Here is a 23,717-nt window from a genome sequence, read left to right as displayed (position 1 = left end):
CGCTAGCCGTCCACCGCGCACGAAGTGGGGCCGTGCGTGCCGTTGAGGAAGTTGGACTGCATGCGCATCGAATAGGTGGCCACGACGGGGATGGCGAAGACGTTGCTGTCGGCGAGCGTGCGGATCTTCTGGTGGTCCGCGCTCTGGCCCGCGCCCTGGTCCTCCAGGTGGTCCGTGAGGCTGCCGCCGTTCACCTTCTGCGTGGTGAAGTTGGGGCCCCGCATGGCCAGGCCGTTGAGCGCCTCGCGGCCCATGTAGAACGCGTGCAACTGCCAGTTCGCGAACGGGATGCGCATCTCGTAGAAGTACGTGATGCGCACCGTGAGCAGGTTGGCCTCGATGACCTGCGCGTTGCGGATGTCGTCGAAGTCCACCTCCAGGCCCGACAGGTGCGAGCCATAGGAGGAGAAGAGCATGGGCAACTGGCTGCGCCGGGGGTTGAGCACCTCCACCCGCACGCGCTCCAGGTTCACCTGCTGGTAGCGCTGGTTCTGGGCCGCCAGCTTCTTGTCCGTGTACGCGTCATGGACCAGCGCCACGTTGATGAGCGTGTCCACGCGGCCCTTGCCGCCGGACCTGGGCGGACCCAGGGTGGGCAGCAGCGCCACGTAGGCGGCGTCCTTCATGATCTCGCAGTCGCCGCTGTTGACGATGCCCGCGCGCGCCGCCCGGTACGCGGCGTACTCCGTCATCAGCCGCGCGTGGTGGAGCGTCCCCAACTGGAGGATGCCCAGGATGAGGAACACCATCACCGGGATGACCAGCGCGGACTCAACGACCGCCTGACCCGACTCACCGGGATGGGTTGATGGGGACCTTTTCATGGGACGTCCAATATTCACACAGCGTGTCATCGGGATGCCAGTTGGCGGTCGCCGGGTCGCCCGCCAGCCCTTCCCATGAAACAGCCGCATCCAATACAGGACCCAGAAAGAAGGTATCGGGCACATGGCCGCGCCCGGATTTCAGCGGGCCACCTGGCGGGTGAGGCGAAGGCTACCGCGCGCGTTTTCCGGGCTTCGGGTCCCGCACCAGCGTGGCGACGAGGGCCTCGGCCAGCACCTCCGCGGGAGATCCCTGGAAACCGGTGCAGGTGAGCTTGAGGCTGACGATGCCGTGCAGCCCCGCCCAGAAGACCTCCGCCAACTGCTCCGCGGGCGTGGCCTCCGGAGTCCGGCCCGCCGCCTTCAGGTCCTCGCAGGCCCTCACCAGCAGCGCGAAGGAGCGGGGGCCCTCGCCGTGCTGCTTGTCCTGGAAGAGCTCGGCGGACAGCTTGGCGTCCTCCATGAAGATGAGGCGGTAGGTCTCCGGGCGCTCCAGGCCGAAGGTCAGGTAGGCCTGGGCCAGGCGTGACAGCCGCTCCACCGGCTCCTTCACGGCGGCTGCCGGCTCCAGCGCCGCGAGCAGCTCCTGGAAGCCGCGCACGCACAGCTCCCGCGCGATGGCGTCGCGGTTCTCGAAGTGCAGGTAGAGCGTCGCGGGCGCGTACTCCACCGCGTCCGCCAGCTTGCGCATGGAGAGGGCCCCGAACCCCTCCTTCATCACCATGTCCCGCGCCACCCGCAGGATGTGCTCCCGCAGCTCCGCCCGCTGTCGTTCCTTGCGCTCCGTGATGCCCATGTCACCAGGGTAGGCCTTGACGGACCGAACGGATAGCAATAGATGAACGGTGTTCACCGAACGGTGTTCATGAAACGTTCGGATGTTCATCTTCCAGGAGAGCGACATGGAAACGGTTGCGTTGTTCGGCGCCTCGGGCGTCATCGGTCAGTCCGTGGCGCGGGCGCTGCAGGCGCAGGGGCGGTCCTACCGGGTGGTGGGGCGCTCGGAGGGCAGCCTGCGCAGGGAGTTCGGCGCGGACCCCCGGGCGGAGGTGGTGACGTGGAATCCGGACGACCCGGCGTCCATCCGGGCCGCGGCGCGGGGCGTGCGGACCCTCATCTACATGGTGGGGGTGAACTACTGGCAGTTCCACCTGCACCCGGAGCTGATGCGCCGCACGTTGGACGCGGCCATCGCGGAGGGCGTGGAGCGGGTGGTGCTCATCGGCACGGTGTACCCGTATGGCATGGCGCGCACCGCGACGGTGACGGAGTCCCATCCGCGCGAGCCGAACGCCTACAAGGGCCGCATGCGCAAGGCGCAGGAGGACCTGCTGCTGGAGGCGGACGCCGCGGGCCGGATCCAGGGCACCGTCCTCCGGCTGCCGGACTTCTACGGGCCGGGCGTGGAGCGCAGCTTCCTGTACCGGGCCTTCGTCGCCGCGAGCCAGGGCAAGCGCGCCCCGCTCATCGGGCCGCTGGACACGCCGCATGAGTTCGTCTTCGTGAACGACGTGGGCCCCGTCGTCACCGCGCTGATGGACGAGCCGCGCGCGTACGGCCGCTTCTGGAACCTGGCCGGCGCGGGCGTCACCACCCAGCGCGAGATGGTGAAGGAGATCTACGCGCAGGCGGGCCACGCGCCCAAGACGATGACGATGGGGAAGGGGATGGTGCGGCTGGCGGGCCTCTTCGACCCCTTCATGCGCGAGCTGGTGGAGATGTACTACCTGCTCACGAACCCCGTGCTGCTGGATGACTCCGCGCTGCGGGGGCTGCTGGGCACGGTGCACAAGACGCCGTACGCGGAAGGCATCCGCCAGACGCTCGCGGCGCTGCGCCGCGAGCAGGAGGCGAAGGCCCGCCCGGCCCCGGTCGCCGCGACGACCTGAGCCGGAGCGCTCACGCGGTCCGGGGCGAAGGGGGACGCGCGGAGCCCAGGCCTCGCTCCCGCGTGCGGGCGTTCGCCAGCCGCTGCCGGTGGCCCGCGAGCAGGTCGCTGCGGGTGAGGATGCCCACGACGTGCTGGGGCCTCGCGCGGGAGACGACGGGCAGACGGCCCACGCCCTCGTCCATCATCAGGTCCGCCGCCTCGCGCAGGGAGCTGTCGTCGAAGACGACCGCGGGAGGCCGCTTCACCACGTCCCGCAGCCGCCGGCCCTCGCTCGCGTGGCCGTCCAGCAGGTCCCTGCGCGTGACGACGCCCACGAGCGTCCCTTCGAGGGACACGACGGGGAAGCCCTGGTGGTGGGAGCCCGAGGCGTCGGACGCAAGCCACGCGCGCACCTCTTCCAGGGGCATGTCCGCCTGCAACGTCACCACGGTCTTCAGGCCGTGGTCGCGCACGAGCGCCGTCCCCAGCGCGTCCGCGCCCAGCTCCGTGGGGATGCGGGCGCCGCGGCGGGCCAGCTTCTCCGTCATGATGGAGTGCCGCATGAGCAGCGCGGACACCAGGTAGGACGCCGCGCAGCCGGCGAGCAGCGGCAGGAGGCCCAGCGGCTGGCGCGTGGTCTCGAAGGCGAACACCACCGACGCGAGCAGCGCGCGGGACGCCCCCGCGAAGAGCGCGGCCATGCCCACCAGCGCCGCGACGCGCACGTCCACGCCCAGGCCGGGGAACACCTGCGTGGCCAGCAGCCCCAGCCCGGAGCCCAGGCCGCCGCCCAGCGTGAAGAGGGGCGCCAGCGTTCCGCCGGACGTCCCGCTCCCCAGCGCGACGGACCAGGAGATGAACTTGAGCGCGCAGAAGACGAGCATCGCCGTGCCCACGAAGCGGCCGGAGAGGATGTCCTCGATGTTGGTGTAGCCCACGCCCAGCGTGCGCGGGGAGAAGTAGCCCACCACGCCCACGACGATGGCGCCCAGCGCGGGCCACCACATCCAGTGCAGCGGCAGCTTCTCGAACAGGTCCTCCAGCCAGTACACCGCGCGCGTGCACGCCACGGAGGCGGCGCCGATGACAAGGCCCAGCACTCCGTAGAACGCGAGCGCCCCGCCGGACGGAGTCGTCAGGTCCGGGATGGCGAACGCGGGCGCGCCGCCCATGAAGGCGATCCTCACGCCGGTGGCGGTGGCGGTGGCCAGGGCCACGGGGATGACGGAGCGGGGCTTGAACTCGAAGAGCAGCAGCTCCACGGCCAGCAGCACGGCGGACACCGGCGCGCCGAACGTGGCGGCCATGCCCGCGGCGGCGCCCGCGGCGAGCAGCGCCTTGCGCTCGTCCGCCGTGACGTGGAGCCCCTGGCCCAGCAGCGACCCCAGCGCGCCACCCGTGGCGATGATGGGCCCCTCCGCGCCGAACGGGCCGCCGGTGCCGATGGCGATCGCCGCCGACAGCGGCTTGAGCAGCGTCATGCGGGGCGGGATGCGGCTCTGGTTGAAGAGCACCTGCTCCATGGCCTCCGGGATGCCGTGGCCCCGGATGGCCCGCGAGCCGTAGCGCGCCATCAACCCCACGATGAGGGCGCCCGCCACGGGCACCAGCACCCCCCAGCCACCCAGCGTGTTGTCGCCGGGAGACACCGGCTGCACGGACAGCCGCCCGAAGAAGGCCAGGTTCGTGACGAAGTGGATGAGGGCGCCCAGCCCCTGCGCCACCAGGCCCGCCACGGCCGCGAGCACCACGGCCATGGCGCTGATGAACACGGTGCGCGAGTCCACCGCCACGGAGGCGGCGGGGGTGCGCAGGGTGGCGAGCGCGGGGCCCATCGACGGGGCCACGGGGAGGCTGGAGCGCGCGTCCGCCCCCTCGCCCAGGCCCTCCTCGATGCGTTCCACATCAGGCTTCTTCATCGGTGTGCTCCTGTGTCTTGCGGCGCCGCGAAGGGCGCGAGGCTTCGTCCTCGAAGAAGAGCGGGGCCACGTCCCCGTCGAGCCCCAGGGCGCGCACCCACGCGTCCAGGCCCTGGACCAGCCCCGCGCGCACGTCGGGCTTCAGCCCGCGCAGCCCGGAGATGAGCCGCGCCTGGGCCATGGGCGGCGCCTTGCGCACCAGCGCGCGGCCCTTCGGCTCCAGCGCCACCTCCACCCGGCGGCCGTCCTCGTCGGAGCGGCGGCGGCTCACCAGCCCCTGCTCGATCAGCTTCGTGACGACGACGGACACGCTGCTCTGGTGCGTGAGCGTGCGCTCCGCGAGCGTGTTGATGGAGCAGGGCCCGGACTCCGCCAGCTCCTGGAGGATGAAGAGCTGGGCGCCGCTGATGCCCACCAGCCGTTCGGAGGCGCGAGCGGAGACCCGCAGCAGCCGCACCAGCCGCCGCACGCCGTCCATGGCCGCGCGCACCTCGCCGGACACGTCCGGGGGCGCCGGCGTTCGATTTGTATGGGAACCCATATAACTGCCCGCAACCTACGGGGCAGGGGCAGCGGGCACAAGCGAAAGCGCGGCGGCTGCTCGGCTGCCTGGAGGCGGGGACGGGATTACCGCCGGGGCGTGCGTGGCGGTGGCGGCGCCGTCGCGCTGTCTCGCTGTGCCAGCAGCCAGTCCACGAAGAGGCGCGCGGCGGGCCGCAGGCGCCGGTGCGAGGGGTACACCACGAAGTAGCTGGCGCGGGTGGGCACGATGGGGCCGGGCAGCCGGAGGAGCCGGCCGTCCGCGAAGTAGGGCGTGGCGATCTTCTCGCGCGCCAGCGCCGCGCCCAGGCCCTGCACCGCGGCCATCAGCGCGCCGGTGGTGTCGCTGAAGCTGTAGCGCTCCTCGAACCGCGTCCCGCGCACGCCCGCCGAGCGGAACCAGTCCTGCCAGCCCTGGCGGCTGAGGTCCGCGATGAGCGGGAGCTTCGCCACGTCCGCCGCGTCGCGCACGTGCTCCACGCCCGCCAGCCGCGCGGAGGCCACGGGGAACAGGGCGTCGTCCATGAGCGGCTGCGCGCTCAAGCCCGGCCAGGGCCCCTGGCCGTAGCGGATGCCCAGGTCCGGCCCGCCCTCGTCGAAGCGGGTGAGCGCCATCTCCGTGTCCACGTGGATCCGGATGCGCGGATGCCGCGAGGTGAAGTCCGGCATGCGCGGCAGGAGCCACGCGTACGTCAGCGAGTGCACCGTGGTGATGCGCACCACGGCGTCCTCGTCCCGGGAATGCTTGAGGCCCCCGAGCACGTGGTCCATGTCCGACAGCGCGTTGCTGGCGGCGTCCGCGAGCTGGCGCCCCTCGGCCGTCAGCGCCACGCCCCGGGCGTGCCGTTGGAAGAGCGCGACCCCCAGCCGGTCCTCCAGCTTGCGGACGTGGTGGCTGACGGCGCTCGCGGTCAGGTGCAGCTCCTCCGCCGCGCGGGCGAAGTTCTGGTGGCGGGCGGCGGACTCGAAGGCCGCCAGGGCGGGGAGCAGTTCGGTGTGGAGGGGCATGGGGACGAGCCTCAAATCTGGCTCATGTCTGGCACGGAAAGGATGCGCTTGTGAAGAAAGGGCGGCGGCGTGAAGAGAGGGCCAGACAGAAGTCTGATTCCTTCCTCGCACGAGGGGGCCGCCATGAGCGCATCCGGTCTCACCCATCCCCAGGCCGTGACTCCTACCTTCAACCGGGCGTGGCTCACGCCCCTGGAGCTGGGCGGGCTGGCCGCCATCTGGGGCGCGTCCTTCCTGTTCCTGCGCATCGCGGCGCCGGCCTTCGGCCCCATCCCGCTGGTGGCGCTGCGCCTGGTGCTGGGCGCGGCGGTGCTGATGCCCTTCCTGTGGCGCGCGCGCTCGGCCCTGCGTCCCGCGCTGTGGCCCCGGCTGGCGCTGGTGGGCGTCATCAACGCGGCGGTGCCCTTCTCGCTGTTCGCCTGGGCCGCGCGGCAGGCCCCCGCGGGCGTCGGGGCCATCACCAACAGCATGGCGGTGCTCTTCACCGCCCTGGTGGCGTTCCTCTTCTACGGCGAGCGCATCGGGGCCCGGCGTGCGGTGGCGCTGTTCGCGGGCTTCGCCGGGGTGGTGGTGCTGGCCAGCGGCAAGGCCGGGGGCGCGAGCGTCGCCGGGGCCGTGGCGGCGGGGACCACGGGCGCGTTCCTCTACGGCATCGGGTCGAACCTGGTGCGCCGCCACTTCGCCGGACTGCCGGCCGCCGCGGTCGCCGCCGCCACGCTGGCCTGCGGCGCGGTGCTGATGGTGCCCTTCGCGGTGGCCACGTGGCCCACGGAGCCCATCGGCACGCGGCCCTGGCTGGCGGCGGCGGCCCTGGGCGTCCTCTGCACCGGCCTGGGGTACGCGGTGTTCTACCGGCTCATCCAGCGCATCGGCGCGCCGCGCGCCTCCGTCGTCACCTACCTGGTGCCGCTGTTCGCGCTGACGTGGGCGTGGCTGCTCCTGGGCGAGCCGCTGACGCCCACCATGCTGGTGGCGGGCACCCTCATCCTGGGGAGCGTGGCGCTGGGGCAGTCCTCCTCGGCGCCGAAGGCGAAGTGAGGCGTCAGCGCCGCTCGAACTTCCAGATGCGGTAGCCCTCGCGGACCGGCCGCATGAAGTTCCGGACGATGAGCGCCGGGATGCGCTTGCCGGCCAGCTCCAGCGCGCGCAGGGGGACGGAGGTGGAGGACGCGGCCGTGTAGCCCGCCTCCAGGAAGAGGGCCTCCGGCGTGTCCGACATGTCCTGGAAGGACGCGCCCATGCTGGCGAGCACCGCGTGCAGGTCGCGGCTGTATTCGCGCTGGAAGCTCTCGCGCATCAGGTCGCAGTACACGGCGTGGTGGGGGAACACCTCCCGGAGCACGGCGAGCATGTCGCGGCGCTGCGCGGTGGACAGGTACATGAGCACGCCCTCGATGATGACGTGCGTGCGCCTCGCGTCCCGGTAGGGTTCGAGCTTCCGGACGAGCGACTCCGACGCGAAGTCGATGGGGAGGCGCTCGAGTGGGTTCTTCGCCTCCGTCACCGGCAGCTTCGCGTCCTTGTGCGTGAGGAGGGCGGGCTCGTCCACCTCCAGCCACCGGCCTCCGCGCAGGCGGTAGGCCCGCGTGTCGAAGCCCGCGCCCAGCACCACCACCCGCGCGTTGGGCTCGCGGTCCAGCTCCTCCTGCACCTGCGCGTCGATGATCTGGTGCCGCGCGGCGTTGCTGGCGTTGGCCCGGTCAAAGGACTGGAAGCGGGCCCAGACCTGCCGCGCCTCGTCATCCATGAAGCGGAAGGCGAAGGTGTCATTGCACAGCGGTCGTGGCTGGCGCGCGTCCTCGGCCCGGCAGGCCAGGGTGTAGTACGCGGTCTTCGAGATGGCGTTGGCCATGGTTGGCGCTCCTTGAAACCTGCTCGCAGCTTGCATGAGATACGCGCTTTTTCCGAAAGGTGGGTCCAGATGCGAGTCGTGATGGCACTGACCGTGGTCGCGTTGGGGGCGGGCTGCGCGCATGCCCCGAAGCCGGCGGACCCGGCCGCGCGGGCCCAGCAGCTCTCGGCGGAAGCCGAGCAGGCCTATGCGGCGTTGGACTTTGAACGGTGCGCGGAGCGCTTCCGCGCCTCCGGCGAGGCGGCCGGGGAGGGGCCGGACCGCGCGGAGTCCTTCTATCGCGCCGCGGGGTGCGCCTCGCTCGCGGGCCACACGGACGCGGCCGTGGAGGTGCTGAAGCGGGCGGTCCAGGGCGGCTACTACGACGCGGAGCACCTCGAATACGACCTGGAGCTGGCGGCGCTGCACGCGCTGCCGGCGTGGGGCGGCATCGTCGCGGAGGCCCGCGCCAACCTGTCGAAGGCGACCGAGCCTCCGTTCCCGACGTTCACGCTGAAGGGGATTGATGCGTTCGGTTCGCGGAGGGTGGACCGGGAGACGGTCCGGCGCGTGCTGGGGCTGGAGGTGGGCAAGCCCGTCGTGCACAGCGCCGCGGTCTTCAAGCAGAAGGAAGCCGCGCTGCGCCAGCAGTACCACCTCGCCTTCGCCCAGTTGGGGATGACCCTCTTCTTCGCGGACGACCTCAAGGGCAGCGCCTTCGTGGTGATGGACATGGTGGACGCCGAGGACGCGGCCCGGCTGCGCTTCCTCCCGGACCCCAAGGGCCACCCCACGGACCCGGAGGGGCTGGTCGCCCGGTGGGGCGAGTACGAGCAGCGGCTTCAGCGGCTCCAGGCGCAGGGCCAGCTCGCGGAGGACTCCGGTTGCAAGGTCGCGCACTGCATGGGCGGGTTCGGCCATCCGGAGCTCGCGGCCTTCGAGCCGGAGTTCCTGGAGAAGGTGCCCCGGCACCTGGAGGCGCTGACCGCGGTCCTGCGCGAGGAGTCGGACGGGGAGACGCGAGCCCGGGCCGCGTTCCTGCTGGCCTATGCGCCCACGGCCGAGGAGACCGTGCACAGGCTGCGGCCCTTCATCCGCGACCCGAGCGGCGGCGTGCGCAACAACGTGCTGCGCGTGCTGACGGCCACGCAGCAGGCCGCGACCCGGCCGCTGCTGGACGTGGCCACCGTGGCGGACGCGGTGCTGCTGCCGAGGACGGGCGACCGCAACAAGGCGACCTACCTCCTCACCTACCTGCTGGACGACCTGCCCCCGGAGTCGCTGAAGGCGCAGCGGACCGGGCTGATCCGCCAGTTGGGGGAGCGGCTGGTGGAGATGTCCGCGCTCCAGACGCCCATCAACCGTGACCCCGCGGTCATGGTGCTGAAGCAGCTCTCCGGTGAGCAGTACGAAACGGCCGAGGAGTGGCGCGCGTGGCTCGCGCGTCAGCCGAGGACGGACGGGTAGGGAGACCGCTCAGTCCCCGACGACGACGGTGACGGGCGTGGAGAACCGCCGCACGACGCAGTCCTCCGCACCCCCGTCCTCCCATGCCAGCATCGCGAACTCGGCCGGCGTATCGAGCGCGATGATGGGGTGGTGCCACACGCCCCGGTGGTAGTTCACGCCCTGGCCGGGGCCGCAGACGAACGCGACGAGCCCGTCCAGGTCGGGCCCGCCCGAAGGCGCGGTCGGCGCGACGCAGACGAGGAAGCGCGAGCAGCGCATGGGCAGGAACGCCTGGCTGGACTGGGGATGGTGTTCGAGCAGCTTCACGGTGAAGGGGAGCGGCTGCGGCACGGAGCGGAACACCGCGAGGTTGGGCTGCGCCCCCGGCCGTCCGTTCTCCAGCCGCGCCGACCAGTCGAAGCGCACCGCGGTGCCCTGGTTCGCCGAAGCGCCGCTCTTGAGCCCGGCGGACACGACGTCGCCAAAGGGAGCGAAGCCCTCCGGTGTCAGGGGCAGGGCGACGATGGAGCGGGGCGGGGCGGGAGCGTCCTTCATGAGGGGACTATAGGGGGGCGGGCGCCGCGACGCCGCGTTCCCGGCTAGGCTCGCGAGACCGGGAGGCGGTGGATGCAGGCGCAATGTGAGCAGTGCGGCACGTCACTCCCGGGCCTGGCGCCCGGCCATGTCCTTCTCACCTGCCGGGGCTGCGGTGTGACGTACCACGTGCGCGACGACGGCCACTTCCGCCGCGTGGGAGGCCCGGCCGCCCCTCAGGGACAGGCGCCGGCCAAGGCCCGGGGCGCGGTCTCCGTGGCGCCCCCCAACTTCCTCGTGGAGCGCGAGGACGGGGCCCTGCGCATCGGGTGGACCGCCCCGACCTTCGACGCGATGTACCTGATGCTGGGCCTGCTCCTCGCGGCGGTCCTGTTCGCCGTCCGGTTCCACGAAACGGTCGCCAGCTTCAGTGCCCTCCAGTGGGGCGCGGTGGGCGTGGTCGCGCTCGCGGTCCTCTATCCGGCGCTCGCCGCGACGCTCAACCTCACCTGGGTGGAGGTGCGGGGAGACCGCATGCGCATCTTCTCGAAGCCGCTGCCGCTGTCCGGCGCCGCGACCGTGGACGTGCGCACGCTGGACTCCCTCTCGGTGCACGCCTTCACGCGCAAGGGCGGCAAGGGGATGCTCGTCCTCCGTCGCTTCGCCCTGCGCGCGAGGACGCGAGACGGCCGGACGCTGACGCTGGTGAGCGGCTTCGAGAGCGAAGGCGACGTCACCTGGCTGGCGAACACCCTGCGCCGTCACCTGCGCTTGAAGGACGGCCCCTGGGGGGAGGCGGTCCCCTCGGACGACTGACCGACCGCCGCCACGCGCGCAGCGGAGGGGGCGAGCCCCGGGCTCCCGGCCGGGACAGGGCCGGGGAGGGGCACGGCGCGCCCCGCCTCCTTCCTGCCATCCCTGCCGTCCGTCTCCACCGTGAAGGAGGGAGGCAAGGACTGTCATGGCGCAGGGATATTCCATCAACATCGGTTTGAACGCGGTGGATCCGAAGCACTACGCGGGCTGGGATGGCCAGTTGCAGGCGTGCGAAGCGGACGCCGAGGACATGATCAGCATCGCGAAGGCGCAGGAGTTCAGCCGCATCCGCCCCTTCCTCACCCGCGACGCCACGCGCGCGAAGGTGCTCGCGGAGCTGGGCGAGGCGGCGTCGGTGCTCCAGGCGGGGGACCTGCTGCTGCTCACCTACTCGGGGCACGGCGGCCAGCTCCCCGACCTGAACGGAGACGAGGACGACGGCCTGGATGAGACCTGGTGTCTGTACGACGGGGAGCTCGTCGACGACGAGATCTACCAGGCGATGGGCAAGCTCAAGGCGGGCGTGCGGGTCTTCATGCTCTCCGACAGTTGCCACAGCGGCTCGGTGAGCAGCGTCGCCTACGCGGCCCTGCGCGCCAGCGGCAGCCTGCAGTTGCTGGCGGACTCGCTGCGGAGCACGGAGCACACGGAGCGGCGCTTCAAGGAGATGCCCCTGGGCATCGAGCACCGCACGTACCGCGACAACAAGGCGATGTACGACGCCATCCTGAAGGGCTTGCCCAAGGACGACCCCAGGCTGACGCTCAAGGCCACGGTGCTGCTCATCTCCGGCTGCCAGGACAACCAGCTCTCCAGCGACGGCGTGCACAACGGCCTCTTCACGGCCAACCTGCTGCGCGTGTGGAACGGGGGGAAGTTCAAGGCCAGCTACCCGACCTTCCACCGCCGCATCCTGCGCACCATGCCGCCCATCCAGTCTCCGGCGTACTCCGTCATCGGAGTCCCCAGCCGCGAGTTCGAGCAGCAGGTGCCATTCCACGTCAAATGACGCGGGGGAGGGGCCTCAGCCGCGCGCGAACACGGCCGGCTCCGGCGCGTCGCTCCACAGCAGCTCCAGCGCCTTGCCGGTCAGCCGTGCGCGCAAGGACTCATGGCCCTCCACGGAGAACAGCCCCTCCGCCGTCAGGGGCGTGAGCCGGGCGGCAGGCCGGCCTCCACGGCGGAGCCACAGCGCGCCGTCCCGCCAGGACACCTCGTTCGGCCCGAAGCGGCCAGCCAGGGGCTTGAGGATCCGCGCCGGGACGGAGACCGGATGCAGTCCGGCCTCGACCGTCGTCTGGGCCCAGGCGTATCCGGAGCGGAGCGCCGGAGTGAGGCCGGGGTTCGCCAGCAGCTTCTTCAAGGCGCGGGACTGCGCGACCTCCAGGGCCTGCTCGGGAGGTGTCTCCACGTCCGGAGCAATGCCCACGCCCTCCCAGTTCGTCTCACTGACCGCGTGGACCGGGTGCCCACGCGAGACGCTGAGCACGAAGCAGGGGGCGACGGGCACGAGCGCGTTGTTGTTGGCGGCCCCCGCGGTCCTGGCGCCGATCAGCTCCCCCAGCTTGAGCTGCTGGACGTGATAGGCGAACTCCTCCGCCGCTGAAGCCACGCGCGGGTTGATCAGCACGTACAGGGGCTTGCCCATCAACCTCCCGGCGGGAAGGTGCTCCAGCGTCCTGGACTGCTCGGGAGGCTTGGAGCCCGAGACAAAGGTCAACAGCGGCACGTCCCCATCGAGGAAGTGGCTGACCAGGTAGCGCACCGCCGCGTGGACGCCCCCGCCGTTGTCCCGCAGGTCGATGATGATCGCGTCCCCGTCCTTCAGGAACCGCAGGGCGTCGTCATAGGCCGTGCCGGTCTCGTCCTGGACCCAGTGGAACCCGGAGACCTTCAGGTAGCGCACGTTGCCCGGCAGCACGCGCAGCTCCGTGAGGCCGTGGTGCTCGCGCAGGGCCCGCTGGCGCCAGTACGCGTCGGTCTCCGTCTCCCGCGCCCTGGGCGCCTTCGCGGCGGCGTACCGCGCGGCGTCGTTCACCAGGTACAGGTGCCGGTCCTTGCTGGCCTCCGTCAGGTCGGCGGTGACGCGCTCGGCGAACTCCGCTGGAGAGTCGACGGTGTAGCGGCCCGCCCTCCGCTCCCGCTCCAGACGCTCGACCAGCGCCGCGCGCTGCTCCGGGAAGACGTAGGTTCGCTGGAGCTCCGCCTGGATGGAGGACAGCGCCGCGTCGCGCTCCGCGGCGGTGAGCCGCGCTGGGGCCGTGACGGCGCCACTGGCGGGAGGTTGCGCGAAGGAGGGCAGGGGGCTCGCGACGAGCCACAGGGCGGTCGCCGCGATGAGCAGGCGGTCAGCGCTTGGAATCATGGGGCGCTCCTGGTGCGTCTGGGTCTTCGAGGTGCAGCAGGTCACCCACCCGCGCGCGCAGGCCGCAGTGGTCGAGCGCGCGCTCCAATCCATTCAGCTCGGCGAGCAGTCGGGGCGCTCCTTCGTCGAGGAGCGCCGTGGCCGCGGTCTGGATGGCGGCCCAGAGCGGCGCGAGCTTCGCGGCGGTCTTGCGGCCGTGCGCGGTGAGCTTCAAGCGCTGCCTCCGGCCGTCCACGGGGTCGGCCTCGCCGGTGATGAGCCGCTCGCGCTCCAGCGCCGTGCGCACCTGACTGACGGCCGCGTGCGTGACGCCCAGCCGCTCCGCCAGCTCTCCCACCGTCAGCGGGCCGTGGTCCCGGAGGGACGTGAAGACCGCGTACCAGCGCGGCTCGAAGCGCACGCCCGCCGCCTGGTAGATGGCGTGGACGTCGCGGTCCATCCGCTCCACCACCCGCCGCAGCCGCGAGCCAAGCGCCCCCGTCCCCTGCTTCGCGACGTCGTCCATGGACTCCGTTATTGCTTACGGATATTGTCGCCGTCAAGCCGGGGAGGTTGGAGCGCGCGGTGTCAGGGGAGAGACGGACCGGAGGCCAGGGAGCGATGAGGCTTCACGCCCCACCGCTCCCTTCCTGTCAACGGCGCGTCCTAGTCCTTCGTGCAGACGACGTCGTCGACCTGGAGGTGGTCGCGGTCGGCGACGCTGCGGCTCGGGTAGAAGAACAGGCGCCAGTCGCGCACGTTGCCGGTGAAGCGGAAGAACACCGGCTGCCACTCATCGCTGTCCACGGTGAGGAAGTCCGTCTGCGGGCTCCAGCCGCCGCTCGAGTAGCTGCGGTGGCGGATGCTGCCGTGGCCGCGCACGCGGTACGAGCAGGAGTAGTTGCCCGTCGGGACGTTGAACTTCTCGGTCGTGAAGCGCTCCGCGATCTGGATGGGCACCACGAACTGCAGCGCCGAGGAGCCGCCGTGCACCGCGCTCGTGTAGCGCGCGAGGCGCGAGGGCTTGATCTCCGTGCCCGGGTCCGTGATGCCGTTGTCCAGGCCGTACCAGTAATCCGGCACGTAGTTGTTCCCGTAGTAGGGGATGGGGCGGGTGCTCCAGTTCTCGAAGCCGCCGTTGCGGATGATGTTCGCCGCGTGGTCGGCCGCGACGCAGCGGCGGGTGGCCGGGTCGCAGGCGGGCAGGGCGCCGCGGCAGTCATACGTCGTGAAGCAGGCGCCTTCGGCCAGCTCGCACACGCCCGTGGTGGGGTTGCAGCTCGTCGCCGGGTTGCTGCACGTGACGCCGGCGCAAGGGTCGCCCTCCACGCAGAGGTGCGAGGCGGTGTCGCAGACCGGCGTCTCCGGGGTCCCCGCGCAATCCGCGTGGCGGACGCAGCGGTCCGCCGCGGTCACGCAGGTGTGGGTCGCGTCGCAGGCCTGCCACTCGCTGCAGTCCATGGCGTCGTCGCAGCGGCCGGAGAGCGGCTGGCAGGTCACGGTGGCGTTGTCGCACCGCGCCCAGGCCTCGCAGCTCACCGCATCGCACGGCTCGGGGGTGCGCACGCAGCGGACGTTGTCGATGAGCACGTGCTCGCCGCTGGTGTTCCGGACGCTGAAGATGAGCTCGAAGGTGTCGAAGACGGCGTTGGCCAGGTTGAAGTTGTAGCTCACCTGGGTCCACGTCTGCGTGTCGAGGGAGGTGTAGGACGAGTAGCTGGAGTAGTCGGTGCCGAACCAGGCGTTGCGGACGTCACCGGTGCCCCGCGCCCGGTAGGTGCAGGAGTAGCGGCCCGCGGCCATGGACTTCGCCACGGTGGTGAAGCGCTTGTGCGTGCTCGACGTGTTGATCAGCCGGGCCGCGTTCAAGCCCTCGTAGGGCTGTGACGTGACCTTCTGCACGACGTCTTCGATGTTCGTCGTGCTCCCGGACCACAGCGCGGGAAGCGCCCCGGGCCACTCCTCGAAGCCCCCGTTGTCGATGACGTTCACCTCGGTGGGCCCGCCCGCGTCCGGTGTCCCGGAGCCCGCGTCGGTCGGCTCGGTGCCAGCGTCCGGGGTTCCGGTGCCGGAGTCCGGCGTCTCCGTGCCCGCATCCGGCGTCTCCGTGCCAGAGTCAGGAGTCTCGGTGCCGGAGTCAGGAGTCTCGGTGCCGGAGTCAGGAGTCTCGGTGCCGGAGTCAGGCGTCTCGGTGCCTGCGTCGGGCACCGGCTCGCCCGAGTCGGGCGTCTCGACGCCCGCGTCCGGCCGGGTCTGCCCGGCATCGGGGGTCTCCGCGGGATTCGAATCACCGCCGCACGCGACGGCCAACACCAACAGCGAAGTCAGACACACTCGAAACAACGTCAACGCGAGCCTCCGGTTCCAGAACTGGATCTTTCGTACCACACTGTACAGGAGAGCCATCACCCGCAGGGGCTCAGCGGCCTCCGGCGGGGTCTGCTCCACGCCTGACCGTGCCCCCCCATCGCCGGGGAGTGCTCCCAGCGGCCCTCCCCGGGTTTATTGACCCTCGTCAATGCGGGGGAGTGCGGCCCCTCCCTACTCTCGAGGCCACAACGTCGCTGAACGTCCTGGAGCCCTCGCGATGCGCATCACCCGCCTTCACTCCCGCGCCCTGGGAAGCCTCTTCCTCCTCCCGTTCTTCGCCTACGGCATCGGCACCGCGCTCGTCACGGCCGTCCTGAAGGACCCGGAGCAACTGGCCGGACAGCGGTCCCTGTTCGTCGGGGGCGCGCTGCTGCTCCTGTTGAACTCCATCCTGGTCGTCGGAATCGGCGTGCTGTTCTTTCCCATCCTCCGGCAACGGAGCCCGGGCATCGCCGTCGCGTACGTCTGCACGCGGGTGATGGAGGCGCTGACCCTCATCGTCGGAGTGGTGTTCCTGCTGTGCATCCTCCAGCTCGGAGAATCCGCACCGCCGGAGCGGGTGACGCTGCTCAACCTCCTCTCGAAGGGGAACTTCTGGGCGTACCAGCTCGCGATGATCCTCCTGGGGGCTGGCGGCGTGGCGTTCTGCCTGTCGCTGTACCGCGCCCGGCTTCTTCCCGCGTGGCTCCCGCTGCTGGGCGCGGTGGGCTACGGGCTCCTGGCGCTGGGGGCCGTGCTTGAGCTCTTCGGGCTGCCGTGGGGCATCCTCTTCTCCGGACCCGGCGGCCTGTTCGAGCTGCTGCTCGGAGGCTGGCTCATCACGAAAGGGTTCCGGACGGTCACGCCTTCCGTCGCGGCGTAGCCGGCTGGCCACGCGTGGCGAGCCGCTTGCGGATCCGGCTCAGCGACTCGGGCTTCACGCCGATGTAGCTGGCCAGTTGGTACTGCGGAATCCGCTGGAGGAGGCCCGGCCGCGTCTTCGAGAGCTTGAGGTAGCGCTGCTCCGGCGTATCCCTGAGATAGGACGCGAACCACTCCTGCTGTTCCGCCAGGACCTTCTGCATCACCTGGCGGGAGATGCTCTCGAAGCGGGGGAAGCGCCGATACAGGTCCCCTTCGCGCTGCTCGGTGCCCACCACCACCGTGGTGTCTTCCGCGCAGACCCAGAAGTGATCCGCCGGGGTCTGGTTCATCATGCTGTGAATCGAGAGGACCCAGTCGTCCTCGGTGAAGAACCCGTTGCTCCGCTCCTCACCGTCGACGATGGCGTACTGGCGCACGCAGCCCTGGAGGACGAAGTAGGCCTCGGTGGAGACCTGCCCCGCCATGAGCAGGTGTGTACCCTTCGGACAGCGCTTCACCACGATGCTGTCCAGGATGGCCCTGGCTTCCTCGTCCGACAGAGGAGCAATGCGGCGGAAGTAGTCGACGAGCCTGTTCTTCAAGGGAAGCACCACGCGGCCTCAGGGACTGCCCAGCAGCTCCAGCGCGGAGGTCGTCAGCAGGGTGACGCCGGTGCGCAGCGCGCGCTCGCGGTCCGGCGCGTAGAGGGCGGAGTGCGGGGAGGGCAGTGCCTCCTCCGTGCCCTTGGCCTCGGCGAAGCGCTTGGGCTCGGTGATGCCCAGCCACAGCATCACCGAGGGCACGCCCGCGCGGCCGTACTCGGAGAAGTCCTCTCCGCCCATGACGGACGGCGTCTCGCTGAGGTTCTTCTCGCCCAGCGCCTTGCCCACCGCGTCCACCAGCCGCTTCGTGAGCGCCGGGTCATTGAAGGTGGCGGGCGTGCCTTCGGTGACGTTGACGTCGGGCGGGCGGGGCGCTCCGGACGCCATCGCCTCCGCCCTGGCGATGCGCTCGATGCCGGCCAGCAGCGCCTTGCGCACCTCCGGCTTGTACGTGCGCACCGTGAGCTGCAGGCGCACCTCGTCCGGGATGATGTTGTGCTTGGTGCCACCGTGGATGGAGCCCACCGTGATCACCGCTGGCTCCAGCGGGCTCTTCTCCCGGCTGACGAGCGTCTGCAGCGAGAGGACGGTTCGCGCCGCCATCACCACCGGGTCCACGGTGGTATGCGGGTACGCACCGTGCCCGCCCTTGCCGTAGAGGGTGACGTCCACCGAGTCCACGCTCGCCAGCGCATAGCCCGGGGTGAACCGCACCGTCCCCGCCGCGGCGGTGGCCACGGTGTGCATGGCCACGGCGAAGTCCGGCTTGGGGAAGCGCTTGAACAGGCCGTCCGCCAGCATCTGCCGGGCCCCCGCTCCAATCTCCTCGGCCGGCTGCCCCACCAGCATCAGCGTGCCGCGCCACCGGTCCTTCGTCCGCGCCAGCAGCGTGGCCGTGCCCATCCATGACGTCATGTGCACGTCGTGCCCGCACGCGTGCATCACCGCGACCTCCGTCCCGCTTCCATCCCTCGCCTTCGTCTTGCTGGCGTAGGGCAGCCCCGTCTTCTCCTCCACCGGCAGCCCGTCCAGGTCCGTGCGCAGCATCACCGTGGGCCCCTTGCCGTTGCGCAACAGGGCCACCACGCCGTGACCGCCCACCTTCGGGGTCACCTCGAAGCCGAGCTTGCGCAGGCGCTCGGCCAGCTTCGCCGCCGTCTTCTCCTCCTGGAGTGACAGCTCGGGCGTCTGGTGCAGGTCGCGGTAGAGCGCGTCCAGTTCGGGGTACAGCGCGTCCAGACCCGCGAGGACCGGGGGAGGGGGCGCCGCCGCGAGCACGGGGCCGCCGGGCGCCGTCAGGCAGGCGAAGAGCAGGGGAAGCAGGGGGAGCGTTTTCACCAGGGAGCCTCCTGACCGTCAGGGCACCCCCCACTACAGCACGTCTTGCGCGGAGCTTCGCGCGGGAAGCCCCTCAAGCGAAGGCGGCGCTGCGCAGCACCATCACGTCGGCGAAGTCGTGGCGCCGCGGCTCGAGACGCAGCGCCCCCTGCGACACCTGCTCGAGGAAGTGCTCGCCGTAGTCGTGGCGGGGGCCCGAGGCGTACACGGTGATGTCCCGCTTCCGCGCGACGTCCCCGAGCATCCGGGCCACCGCGTGCGCCACCTCTCCCCAGAAGGGGAAGTAGAGATAGAACGCGGTGCCGTCGGACATGTCCACGTCGCGGACATCCGCGTGGATGAACTCCAGGTTGGGCAGCGCGAAACGTTGGCTGTTGCGGCGCGCGGACTCGACGTACGTCTGTCCATACTCCACGCCCTTGACCCGCGCGGAGGAACTCGCGGCGACGGTGATGGCGAACTTCCCGTTGCCACAGCCGAGGTCGTAGACCGTGTCGCGCGGCCCCGGACTCGTGATGGAGAGGAAGTCGGAGATGCGCTGGGCCCGCGAGGCCAGGTTCACCTGCCCGAACGGCGGACGGTCCTGGCCGGTGGTGATGCGGGAGATGCGCAGCAGGCCCTCGAGCCAGTCATCCGCCGCCGTGCTCGCGCGGCCCGTGGCTTCGATGAAGCCGAGCCCCTCCCACTGCTCCCGGAAGCGCGCCGGAGAGAGGACCCCTGTTCGAAGCTGCTGGGCGACGTCATCTCCGGCCGCATCCAAGGCCTCGGTCACCCGGAGTGCCCGCGCCTGCATCGCGGCCCAGAGCGCCTGAAGCTCCGGACGGGCCCGCACATCGAGCAGGAGCAGCTCCGGTTCCACGTTCTCCTGCACGAAGGAGAACCGCTCCAGGAGCTCCCACTGCGCGCCAAGTCCCAACGTCCGCAAATCGCTCGGGGCCAGGAGCGCCTCGGCGCGCTCGACCCACCAGGGAGGGGCAGGTGGGACGGGGGCGGAGGGGGGCATGGGGCGTCACGGTATCAGATCGCCAGGGGTGTGGCCGGCGCGAGGGGTTGCGAGTCCTTCCTGTCATGCAGGGAGAATCCATCCGGAGCGCCCCCATGGCCGGTGTGACCTCGCGCACCTCGAAGGTCGCATGGCTGCTGTGCCTCACAGTGTGGGGGCTGACAGGCTGTGTCGAGCAGCGGGACGCCGAGGTGCTGCCCGATCCCGGCACCTCCACCGGGAGCGCCTGTGAGGGCGTCGCCCCCCGCACGCTAGAAGAAGTCTACGCGGCGCACTTCGCCGCGGACCGCCCCACCGGTTGCACGGTCGGGTGCCACGACACCGGCGCGGGCGGCCTGACGTTCCGTGACGCGCGCGAGCTGTGGCAGGCAACCGTGCAGCGGCCCTCGGTTGGCGACTCCTCGCTCCTGCTCGTGGAGCCCGGCCACCCGGAGCGCAGCCGCCTGTCCCTCAAGCTTCAGCCGGACGCGCAGGGACGCATGCCCCAGGGCGGCCCGTACCTGGACACCGCCGCGCTGCGGGACGTCGCCGGGTGGATCTGCGCCGGTGCGCCGGAGCCGTCCACCTCCGTCACGGATGGCGGCGTGCCCACCCGTCCGGTTCCCACGCTCGACACCCTCACGCCCTCCACCGTGCAGGAGGGGGTGGGCGAGGTGGTGCTCTCCGTGGGAGGCGGTGGCTTCGTGGACGAAAGTCAGGTGGAGCTGGACGGCGTCGCCCTGGCCACGACCCATGACGGTCCGCAGCGGATGGAGGTCCGCGTGGCGGCGTCCGTGACGGCGCGGGCCGGCACGCACCAGGTGCGCGTCGTCACCCCGGCGCCAGGGGGCGGCGTCAGCGCCAGCCTCGACTTCACCGTCACCGCGACGGGCGTGGTGCTCCCCACGGTGTCCTCGCTGTCACCCTGCGGCACGGTGGCGGGCTCGGGGACGTTCACGCTCACCGTGAAGGGGATGAACTTCAAGGAGGGCGCGAGCCTCTCCTTCAACGGCACGACGGTGGCGGCGACCTTCATCAGTGCAAGCGAGCTGCGCGCCTCCATTCCCGCGGCGCTGGTGGCCTCTGCCCCTGGCGGCAACGCCGCCACCGTCACCGTCGTCCACCCGGCACCGGGCCGCGAGACGTCCGCGCCCGTGACGTTCGGCGTGGCCAGCAAGGTGTCCACGCTGGCGTCGGACGTGCAACCCATCTTCACGGCGACCTGCGCCACCAGCGGCTGTCATGCGACCGCCTCCACGCCGGTGAACCTCACCGCCGGCAACGCCTACAACGAGCTCGTCGGCGTCCCCACCAGCAGCAAGGGGTGTGGTCAGCGGCTGCGAGTGCAGGCCTGTGGCCCGCTGCGCGCGCAGAGCTTCCTCATCGACAAGATCCTCGCGACCAACAGCAGCCCCGCGTGCTCCGGGGGCGCCATGCCCAAGGGAAGCCCCCTGTCGGCCGCGCAGAAGCAGGCCATCATCGACTGGGTCGCCCAGGGCGCGCCCCGGTAGGGACCGCCGCGAGCGAGGGGGCAGCAGGGAAGCGTTTGCACCAGGGGGCCTCCTGACGGTCAGGGAGCCCCCACCGTGCTCGGGCGAGGCCTCCATTCGAGTCGTGGCCGAAGGGGGACCCATGTCCACGAGCAACCTCCCGATCGAGGTCGAGCTCATCTACGAGCTCATGCCCTGCAACGCCATGCGCTCGGCGCAGGAGCCTCTCCGGCCGCCCCATCCCTGCGCCTACCTCCGTCAGTGGGGGAGCTGAAGACGCTCCAGGGGCGCTATCGTGAGCAGTTCGCCCAGGAACCGCGCTGAGGCACGGCGCCGTGCTCACCCATGCCGGGTGGAGCGCCGCGAGCGGTTGCTCAGCCCCGGGCGGCCGGCGGCGGCATGGCGGGCGCGGTGCGCTGCCACGCCTCCAGCTCCTGCACGCGCCCCAGCCAGGCCCGGAGGTTCGCGTAGCCTTCGACGGGCAGGCGCGCCGGGGCCGCGAGGGCGAACGACGCGGCGAGCGAGAGGTCCGCGAGCGTCAGGCGCTCCTGCGCGACCCACGTCCTGCCCGCCAGGTGCGAGTCCAGCACGGGCGCCGTCTGCGCGAAGAGGGCCTCGCCGCGCGCGACCTCGGCGGGGTCCGGCGGCCCGCGGCCGGTGCGCTGCTTCACGAAATTCTCCTGGACGAGCACGGTGTTCGCCGGGGCCATGTGGGCCGAGCACCAGAACAGCCAGCGGTTCACGTCGGCGCGGCCCTGCGCGTCCGTCGGGAGCAGGGTCTGCCCCGGGGTCTTCTCCGCGAGGTACACCATGATGGCGCGCGACTCCCAGAGCACGAAGCCGCCGTCGTCCAGGACGGGGACGCGCCCGTTGGGGTTGATGCCCAGGTACGACGCCTCGCGCTGCTTGCCGGTGGTGAGGTCCACCACGATGCGCTCGAGGGGAAGGTCGAGGTGGGCGGCCACGAGCAGCACGCGGCGCGAGTTTCCGGACAGGGGGTGGAAGTAGAGCTTCAAGACGGACCTCCAGGTCAGCAAGGGTGGATGAGGAAGTCCTATCCCCCCGGCGTGACAAGGGCCTGTCAGGTATCTTCAGGGACTCTGTCCGCGCGGCAGGTGCCTACGGCGCGCTCGTGGGGGCCGAGTAGTGCACCGGGGGCGACTCACCCGGGAAGGTGGGGATCCGCTCGACGAACTGCTCATCCACGAAGCACCAGGCCCAGTCCTCTCCGGGCTCGAACGATTTGATGACCGGGTGGGCGCTTTCGTGGAAGTGCCGGGTCGCGTGGCGTGACGGCGAGTCGTCGCAGCAGCCCACGTGTCCGCAGGTCAGGCACATCCGGAGATGAAGCCAGTCCCCTCCGTCCTTCAGACACTCCGCGCAACCGTGGCCGCTGGGGTGGATGGGAGCCGTCCGGTGATGCTCGGTCGCTTCCAGATGGGGACATGCCTTCTTCATGGCTCGCGCTCCGCGTCGGGGCCTCCGTCCGAGGGCCTCATGGTGTCGAACATGGGGATGCGAGAGGGCCGGCCGCAACGCGCGTGGGGCCGTGTCGGTCGCGGGGCGGGCGCCCGGCTCGCCGCTCGTGGTGCGCGGCGGGCCGGGGGGCCGAGCACTTCGCGCTACTTCACGTAGAAGACTTCGTTCTGGATCCTCCGGATGCTGGTGTTGCGCCGGATGATGTCGGACAGCCGCGTCGTCTTCTAATCTCTTCAGTCCCTGCGCATGTCGAGGTGCGGGATGCCGTCCTCGTCGTAGATGTCGCTCACGGCCACGAAGCCGAAGCCCTCGTAGAAGCGCTGCAAGTAGGCCTGCGCCCCGATGCGCACGGGCGCGCCCGGAAAGCGCTCGGAGAGGAAATGCAGGCCGCGCTCGACCAGGTCGCGGCCCTGCCGCTGCCCGCGCAGCGTCGGCGCGGTGACGACGCGGCCAAGGCTCGCCTCGGGGAACTTGAGGCCGGGCGGCAGTGCCCGCAGGTAGGCACCCAACTGTCCCGTGCCCGGGACGCACCCGAGCAGGTGGAAGCACGCGGCGTCCAGGCCGTCCGCATCGAGATAGAGGCTCTTCTGCTCCACCACGAAGACTTCGGAGCGCAGCGCGAGCAGCCGGTACAGCTCCTCGAGCGTGAGCTCGTTGAAGCGCTTCCACTGCCAGTCGAGAGGAGAGGAGGCCATGGTGTCCGGTCACCTTAGCGACAGTGGGGCGGGTGGGCCACGCGGTGGAGGCGGTGAACTCGCCAAGGTTCGCCGGCAATCCCTCTTCTGGGGGAGATGCATCCGCCGAACGGCACGCTACAAGACGCGGGCATGGCCACCCGGAAGTCATCTACCCGAATCCATGCGATGCAGTCCGCGGGCACGCAGCACTTCGTCGAACGCACCTACCGAGAAGGGGGCGTGTTCCAGTGGGTGCGCGAGACATTGATGAACGCCCTGGAGGCCGGGGCGCGGCACGTCGAATACGGCATCGAATGGCAGGCCGTGGAACGCAAGGGCGTGTACCGGCGGGTGATCGCGGACGATGGAAAGGGCATGGGTCCGGAGGAACTCGAGGAGTTCTTCAACACGTTCGGTGGAGGCAGCAAGCCCATTGGGGAAGCCGCGGAGAACTTCGGCGTGGGCTCCAAGACGTCCCTGCTGCCGTGGAACCGCCATGGCATGGTGGTGGTGTCCTGGGTGGAGGGACAGGAGCCGTCGATGGTCTGGCTCCAGCAGGACCCGGAGACCGGTGAGTACGGTTTGAAGATCTGGTCCGTGGAGCTTGATGACGGCACCCAGTCCATTGAAACCACGACCCGGCCCTACTTGGACGAAGAGCATGGTTGTGATTGGGCGGCCGTGCGGCCTGACTGGATGGGAGCGCATGGCACCGTCATCGTCCGAGGTCGTGTCAATTGGAGTGGAAACGCGTCAGGCGGCGCGACGAGTTCCCTGCGGTAGCATGACGAGGTTGCCGTC

The 23,717-nt window shown here is 70.9% G+C and carries 24 protein-coding genes; 8 read left to right on the top strand and 16 right to left on the bottom strand.

The window, feature by feature from the left end; translation table 11 throughout:
- Nucleotides 1-2 precede the first annotated feature (2 nt).
- Both K8556_RS25835 and K8556_RS25830 read right to left on the bottom strand, forming a co-directional pair.
- Nucleotides 3-824: a TadE family protein gene (locus K8556_RS25835; protein WP_223742757.1), complete on the bottom strand. Its 822-nt coding sequence runs from the start codon at nt 822-824 to the stop codon at nt 3-5.
- Nucleotides 825-996: 172 nt separating this feature from the next.
- The gene (locus tag K8556_RS25830; protein ID WP_223742756.1) at nt 997-1,620 is read right to left on the bottom strand and encodes a TetR/AcrR family transcriptional regulator; all 624 of its coding nucleotides are present in this window, start codon (nt 1,618-1,620) and stop codon (nt 997-999) included.
- Between the two features lie 106 nt (nt 1,621-1,726).
- Here K8556_RS25830 and K8556_RS25825 point away from each other — a divergent pair, with 106 nt between their 5' ends.
- Nucleotides 1,727-2,713: an NAD-dependent epimerase/dehydratase family protein gene (locus K8556_RS25825; protein ID WP_223742755.1), complete on the top strand. Its 987-nt coding sequence runs from the start codon at nt 1,727-1,729 to the stop codon at nt 2,711-2,713.
- Nucleotides 2,714-2,723: 10 nt separating this feature from the next.
- On the opposite strand, the gene K8556_RS25820 is transcribed toward K8556_RS25825, so the two are convergent.
- From K8556_RS25820 to K8556_RS25810, 3 genes are all read right to left on the bottom strand, one after another.
- Nucleotides 2,724-4,613 (bottom strand): chloride channel protein, encoded by a 1,890-nt coding sequence (locus tag K8556_RS25820; protein WP_223742754.1) that lies wholly within the window; start codon nt 4,611-4,613, stop codon nt 2,724-2,726.
- Nucleotides 4,600-5,154, bottom strand: a complete 555-nt coding sequence (locus tag K8556_RS25815) for a MarR family winged helix-turn-helix transcriptional regulator (RefSeq protein WP_223742753.1) — start codon at nt 5,152-5,154, stop codon at nt 4,600-4,602. The genes K8556_RS25820 and K8556_RS25815 overlap by 14 nt, the downstream gene beginning before the upstream one ends.
- Before the next feature lie 86 nt (nt 5,155-5,240).
- Entirely contained in the window at nt 5,241-6,161 is a 921-nt protein-coding gene (locus K8556_RS25810; protein WP_223742752.1) for a LysR substrate-binding domain-containing protein, read from the bottom strand.
- A gap of 123 nt (nt 6,162-6,284) precedes the next feature.
- Here K8556_RS25810 and K8556_RS25805 point away from each other — a divergent pair, with 123 nt between their 5' ends.
- The gene (locus tag K8556_RS25805) at nt 6,285-7,199 is read left to right on the top strand and encodes a DMT family transporter (protein WP_223742751.1); all 915 of its coding nucleotides are present in this window, start codon (nt 6,285-6,287) and stop codon (nt 7,197-7,199) included.
- Nucleotides 7,200-7,203: 4 nt separating this feature from the next.
- Here the strand turns inward: K8556_RS25805 and K8556_RS25800 are convergent, their stop codons facing one another.
- The gene (locus K8556_RS25800) at nt 7,204-8,013 is read right to left on the bottom strand and encodes a class I SAM-dependent methyltransferase (protein WP_223742750.1); all 810 of its coding nucleotides are present in this window, start codon (nt 8,011-8,013) and stop codon (nt 7,204-7,206) included.
- Between the two features lie 81 nt (nt 8,014-8,094).
- Here K8556_RS25800 and K8556_RS25795 point away from each other — a divergent pair, with 81 nt between their 5' ends.
- The gene (locus K8556_RS25795; protein WP_304504001.1) at nt 8,095-9,459 is read left to right on the top strand and encodes a HEAT repeat domain-containing protein; all 1,365 of its coding nucleotides are present in this window, start codon (nt 8,095-8,097) and stop codon (nt 9,457-9,459) included.
- 9 nt (nt 9,460-9,468) lie between these two features.
- On the opposite strand, the gene K8556_RS25790 is transcribed toward K8556_RS25795, so the two are convergent.
- The gene (locus K8556_RS25790; protein ID WP_223742748.1) at nt 9,469-9,996 is read right to left on the bottom strand and encodes an ureidoglycolate lyase; all 528 of its coding nucleotides are present in this window, start codon (nt 9,994-9,996) and stop codon (nt 9,469-9,471) included.
- Between the two features lie 72 nt (nt 9,997-10,068).
- Here K8556_RS25790 and K8556_RS25785 point away from each other — a divergent pair, with 72 nt between their 5' ends.
- Nucleotides 10,069-10,791 carry a hypothetical protein gene (locus tag K8556_RS25785; RefSeq protein WP_223742747.1) on the top strand — a complete coding sequence of 241 codons (723 nt, stop codon included), beginning with the start codon at nt 10,069-10,071 and terminating at the stop codon, nt 10,789-10,791.
- 145 nt (nt 10,792-10,936) lie between these two features.
- A complete protein-coding gene (locus tag K8556_RS25780) occupies nt 10,937-11,800 on the top strand; it encodes a caspase family protein (RefSeq protein ID WP_223742746.1) in 864 nt (287 codons plus the stop codon).
- 15 nt (nt 11,801-11,815) lie between these two features.
- Here K8556_RS25780 and K8556_RS25775 read toward each other — a convergent pair whose 3' ends face one another.
- The 3 genes from K8556_RS25775 to K8556_RS25765 all read right to left on the bottom strand — a co-directional run bounded on the left by K8556_RS25775 (nt 11,816) and on the right by K8556_RS25765 (nt 15,484).
- A complete protein-coding gene (locus tag K8556_RS25775; RefSeq protein ID WP_223742745.1) occupies nt 11,816-13,156 on the bottom strand; it encodes a S41 family peptidase in 1,341 nt (446 codons plus the stop codon).
- Nucleotides 13,140-13,661, bottom strand: coding sequence for a MarR family winged helix-turn-helix transcriptional regulator (locus tag K8556_RS25770; protein WP_223742744.1), 522 nt, complete (start codon nt 13,659-13,661; stop codon nt 13,140-13,142). Before K8556_RS25770 ends, K8556_RS25775 begins: the two co-directional genes overlap by 17 nt.
- 140 nt (nt 13,662-13,801) lie before the next feature.
- Nucleotides 13,802-15,484 carry an invertase recombinase-like protein gene (locus K8556_RS25765; protein ID WP_223742743.1) on the bottom strand — a complete coding sequence of 561 codons (1,683 nt, stop codon included), beginning with the start codon at nt 15,482-15,484 and terminating at the stop codon, nt 13,802-13,804.
- 238 nt (nt 15,485-15,722) lie between these two features.
- Between K8556_RS25765 and K8556_RS25760 the strand changes: the two genes are divergently transcribed.
- The gene (locus K8556_RS25760; protein ID WP_223742742.1) at nt 15,723-16,367 is read left to right on the top strand and encodes a DUF4386 domain-containing protein; all 645 of its coding nucleotides are present in this window, start codon (nt 15,723-15,725) and stop codon (nt 16,365-16,367) included.
- Here the strand turns inward: K8556_RS25760 and K8556_RS25755 are convergent.
- The 3 genes from K8556_RS25755 to K8556_RS25745 all read right to left on the bottom strand — a co-directional run bounded on the left by K8556_RS25755 (nt 16,345) and on the right by K8556_RS25745 (nt 19,291).
- The gene (locus K8556_RS25755; protein WP_223742741.1) at nt 16,345-16,959 is read right to left on the bottom strand and encodes a Crp/Fnr family transcriptional regulator; all 615 of its coding nucleotides are present in this window, start codon (nt 16,957-16,959) and stop codon (nt 16,345-16,347) included. The genes K8556_RS25760 and K8556_RS25755 overlap by 23 nt on opposite strands.
- A gap of 9 nt (nt 16,960-16,968) precedes the next feature.
- Nucleotides 16,969-18,288, bottom strand: coding sequence for an amidohydrolase (locus K8556_RS25750; protein WP_223742740.1), 1,320 nt, complete (start codon nt 18,286-18,288; stop codon nt 16,969-16,971).
- Nucleotides 18,289-18,361: 73 nt separating this feature from the next.
- Nucleotides 18,362-19,291, bottom strand: a complete 930-nt coding sequence (locus tag K8556_RS25745) for a methyltransferase domain-containing protein (protein WP_223742739.1) — start codon at nt 19,289-19,291, stop codon at nt 18,362-18,364.
- A 95-nt stretch (nt 19,292-19,386) separates the two neighbouring features.
- On the opposite strand from K8556_RS25745, the gene K8556_RS25740 reads away from it, so the two are divergent.
- Nucleotides 19,387-20,781, top strand: a complete 1,395-nt coding sequence (locus K8556_RS25740; protein WP_223742738.1) for an IPT/TIG domain-containing protein — start codon at nt 19,387-19,389, stop codon at nt 20,779-20,781.
- 353 nt (nt 20,782-21,134) lie between these two features.
- Here the strand turns inward: K8556_RS25740 and K8556_RS25735 are convergent, their stop codons facing one another.
- The 3 genes from K8556_RS25735 to K8556_RS25725 form a co-directional block, all read right to left on the bottom strand.
- A complete protein-coding gene (locus K8556_RS25735) occupies nt 21,135-21,776 on the bottom strand; it encodes a glutathione S-transferase family protein (protein WP_223742737.1) in 642 nt (213 codons plus the stop codon).
- A 103-nt stretch (nt 21,777-21,879) separates the two neighbouring features.
- Nucleotides 21,880-22,218, bottom strand: a complete 339-nt coding sequence (locus K8556_RS25730; protein WP_223742736.1) for a UBP-type zinc finger domain-containing protein — start codon at nt 22,216-22,218, stop codon at nt 21,880-21,882.
- A 254-nt stretch (nt 22,219-22,472) separates the two neighbouring features.
- On the bottom strand, nt 22,473-22,934 hold the full coding sequence (locus K8556_RS25725) for a GNAT family N-acetyltransferase (protein ID WP_223742735.1): 462 nt from the start codon (nt 22,932-22,934) through the stop codon (nt 22,473-22,475).
- Nucleotides 22,935-23,066: 132 nt separating this feature from the next.
- On the opposite strand from K8556_RS25725, the gene K8556_RS25720 reads away from it, so the two are divergent.
- Complete coding sequence (locus K8556_RS25720) at nt 23,067-23,699, top strand: ATP-binding protein (protein ID WP_223742734.1); 633 nt, start codon at nt 23,067-23,069, stop codon at nt 23,697-23,699.
- The last annotated feature ends 18 nt before the right edge of the window (nt 23,700-23,717 follow it).

The organism is Corallococcus sp. AS-1-12, assembly GCF_020036995.1.
Lineage (GTDB): Bacteria > Myxococcota > Myxococcia > Myxococcales > Myxococcaceae > Corallococcus.
The sequence above is the reverse complement of the archived record's forward strand: the minus strand, read 5'-3'. Positions and strand labels throughout refer to the sequence as shown.

Excerpts from the sequence above, each read along its gene's own strand:
- K8556_RS25820 (WP_223742754.1), bottom strand. The coding sequence starts at position 4,613 with ATGAAGAAGCCTGATGTGGAACGCATCGAGGAGGGCCTGGGCGAGGGG.
- K8556_RS25800 (WP_223742750.1), bottom strand. The coding sequence starts at position 8,013 with ATGGCCAACGCCATCTCGAAGACCGCGTACTACACCCTGGCCTGCCGG.
- K8556_RS25780 (WP_223742746.1), top strand. The coding sequence starts at position 10,937 with ATGGCGCAGGGATATTCCATCAACATCGGTTTGAACGCGGTGGATCCG.
- K8556_RS25725 (WP_223742735.1), bottom strand. The coding sequence starts at position 22,934 with ATGGCCTCCTCTCCTCTCGACTGGCAGTGGAAGCGCTTCAACGAGCTC.
- K8556_RS25790 (WP_223742748.1), bottom strand. The coding sequence starts at position 9,996 with ATGAAGGACGCTCCCGCCCCGCCCCGCTCCATCGTCGCCCTGCCCCTG.
- K8556_RS25775 (WP_223742745.1), bottom strand. The coding sequence starts at position 13,156 with ATGATTCCAAGCGCTGACCGCCTGCTCATCGCGGCGACCGCCCTGTGG.
- K8556_RS25810 (WP_223742752.1), bottom strand. The coding sequence starts at position 6,161 with ATGCCCCTCCACACCGAACTGCTCCCCGCCCTGGCGGCCTTCGAGTCC.
- K8556_RS25730 (WP_223742736.1), bottom strand. The coding sequence starts at position 22,218 with ATGAAGAAGGCATGTCCCCATCTGGAAGCGACCGAGCATCACCGGACG.
- K8556_RS25825 (WP_223742755.1), top strand. The coding sequence starts at position 1,727 with ATGGAAACGGTTGCGTTGTTCGGCGCCTCGGGCGTCATCGGTCAGTCC.
- K8556_RS25720 (WP_223742734.1), top strand. The coding sequence starts at position 23,067 with ATGGCCACCCGGAAGTCATCTACCCGAATCCATGCGATGCAGTCCGCG.
- K8556_RS25835 (WP_223742757.1), bottom strand. The coding sequence starts at position 824 with ATGAAAAGGTCCCCATCAACCCATCCCGGTGAGTCGGGTCAGGCGGTC.
- K8556_RS25805 (WP_223742751.1), top strand. The coding sequence starts at position 6,285 with ATGAGCGCATCCGGTCTCACCCATCCCCAGGCCGTGACTCCTACCTTC.
- K8556_RS25795 (WP_304504001.1), top strand. The coding sequence starts at position 8,095 with ATGGCACTGACCGTGGTCGCGTTGGGGGCGGGCTGCGCGCATGCCCCG.
- K8556_RS25740 (WP_223742738.1), top strand. The coding sequence starts at position 19,387 with ATGGCCGGTGTGACCTCGCGCACCTCGAAGGTCGCATGGCTGCTGTGC.
- K8556_RS25770 (WP_223742744.1), bottom strand. The coding sequence starts at position 13,661 with ATGGACGACGTCGCGAAGCAGGGGACGGGGGCGCTTGGCTCGCGGCTG.
- K8556_RS25745 (WP_223742739.1), bottom strand. The coding sequence starts at position 19,291 with ATGCCCCCCTCCGCCCCCGTCCCACCTGCCCCTCCCTGGTGGGTCGAG.
- K8556_RS25760 (WP_223742742.1), top strand. The coding sequence starts at position 15,723 with ATGCGCATCACCCGCCTTCACTCCCGCGCCCTGGGAAGCCTCTTCCTC.
- K8556_RS25830 (WP_223742756.1), bottom strand. The coding sequence starts at position 1,620 with ATGGGCATCACGGAGCGCAAGGAACGACAGCGGGCGGAGCTGCGGGAG.
- K8556_RS25815 (WP_223742753.1), bottom strand. The coding sequence starts at position 5,154 with ATGGGTTCCCATACAAATCGAACGCCGGCGCCCCCGGACGTGTCCGGC.
- K8556_RS25785 (WP_223742747.1), top strand. The coding sequence starts at position 10,069 with ATGCAGGCGCAATGTGAGCAGTGCGGCACGTCACTCCCGGGCCTGGCG.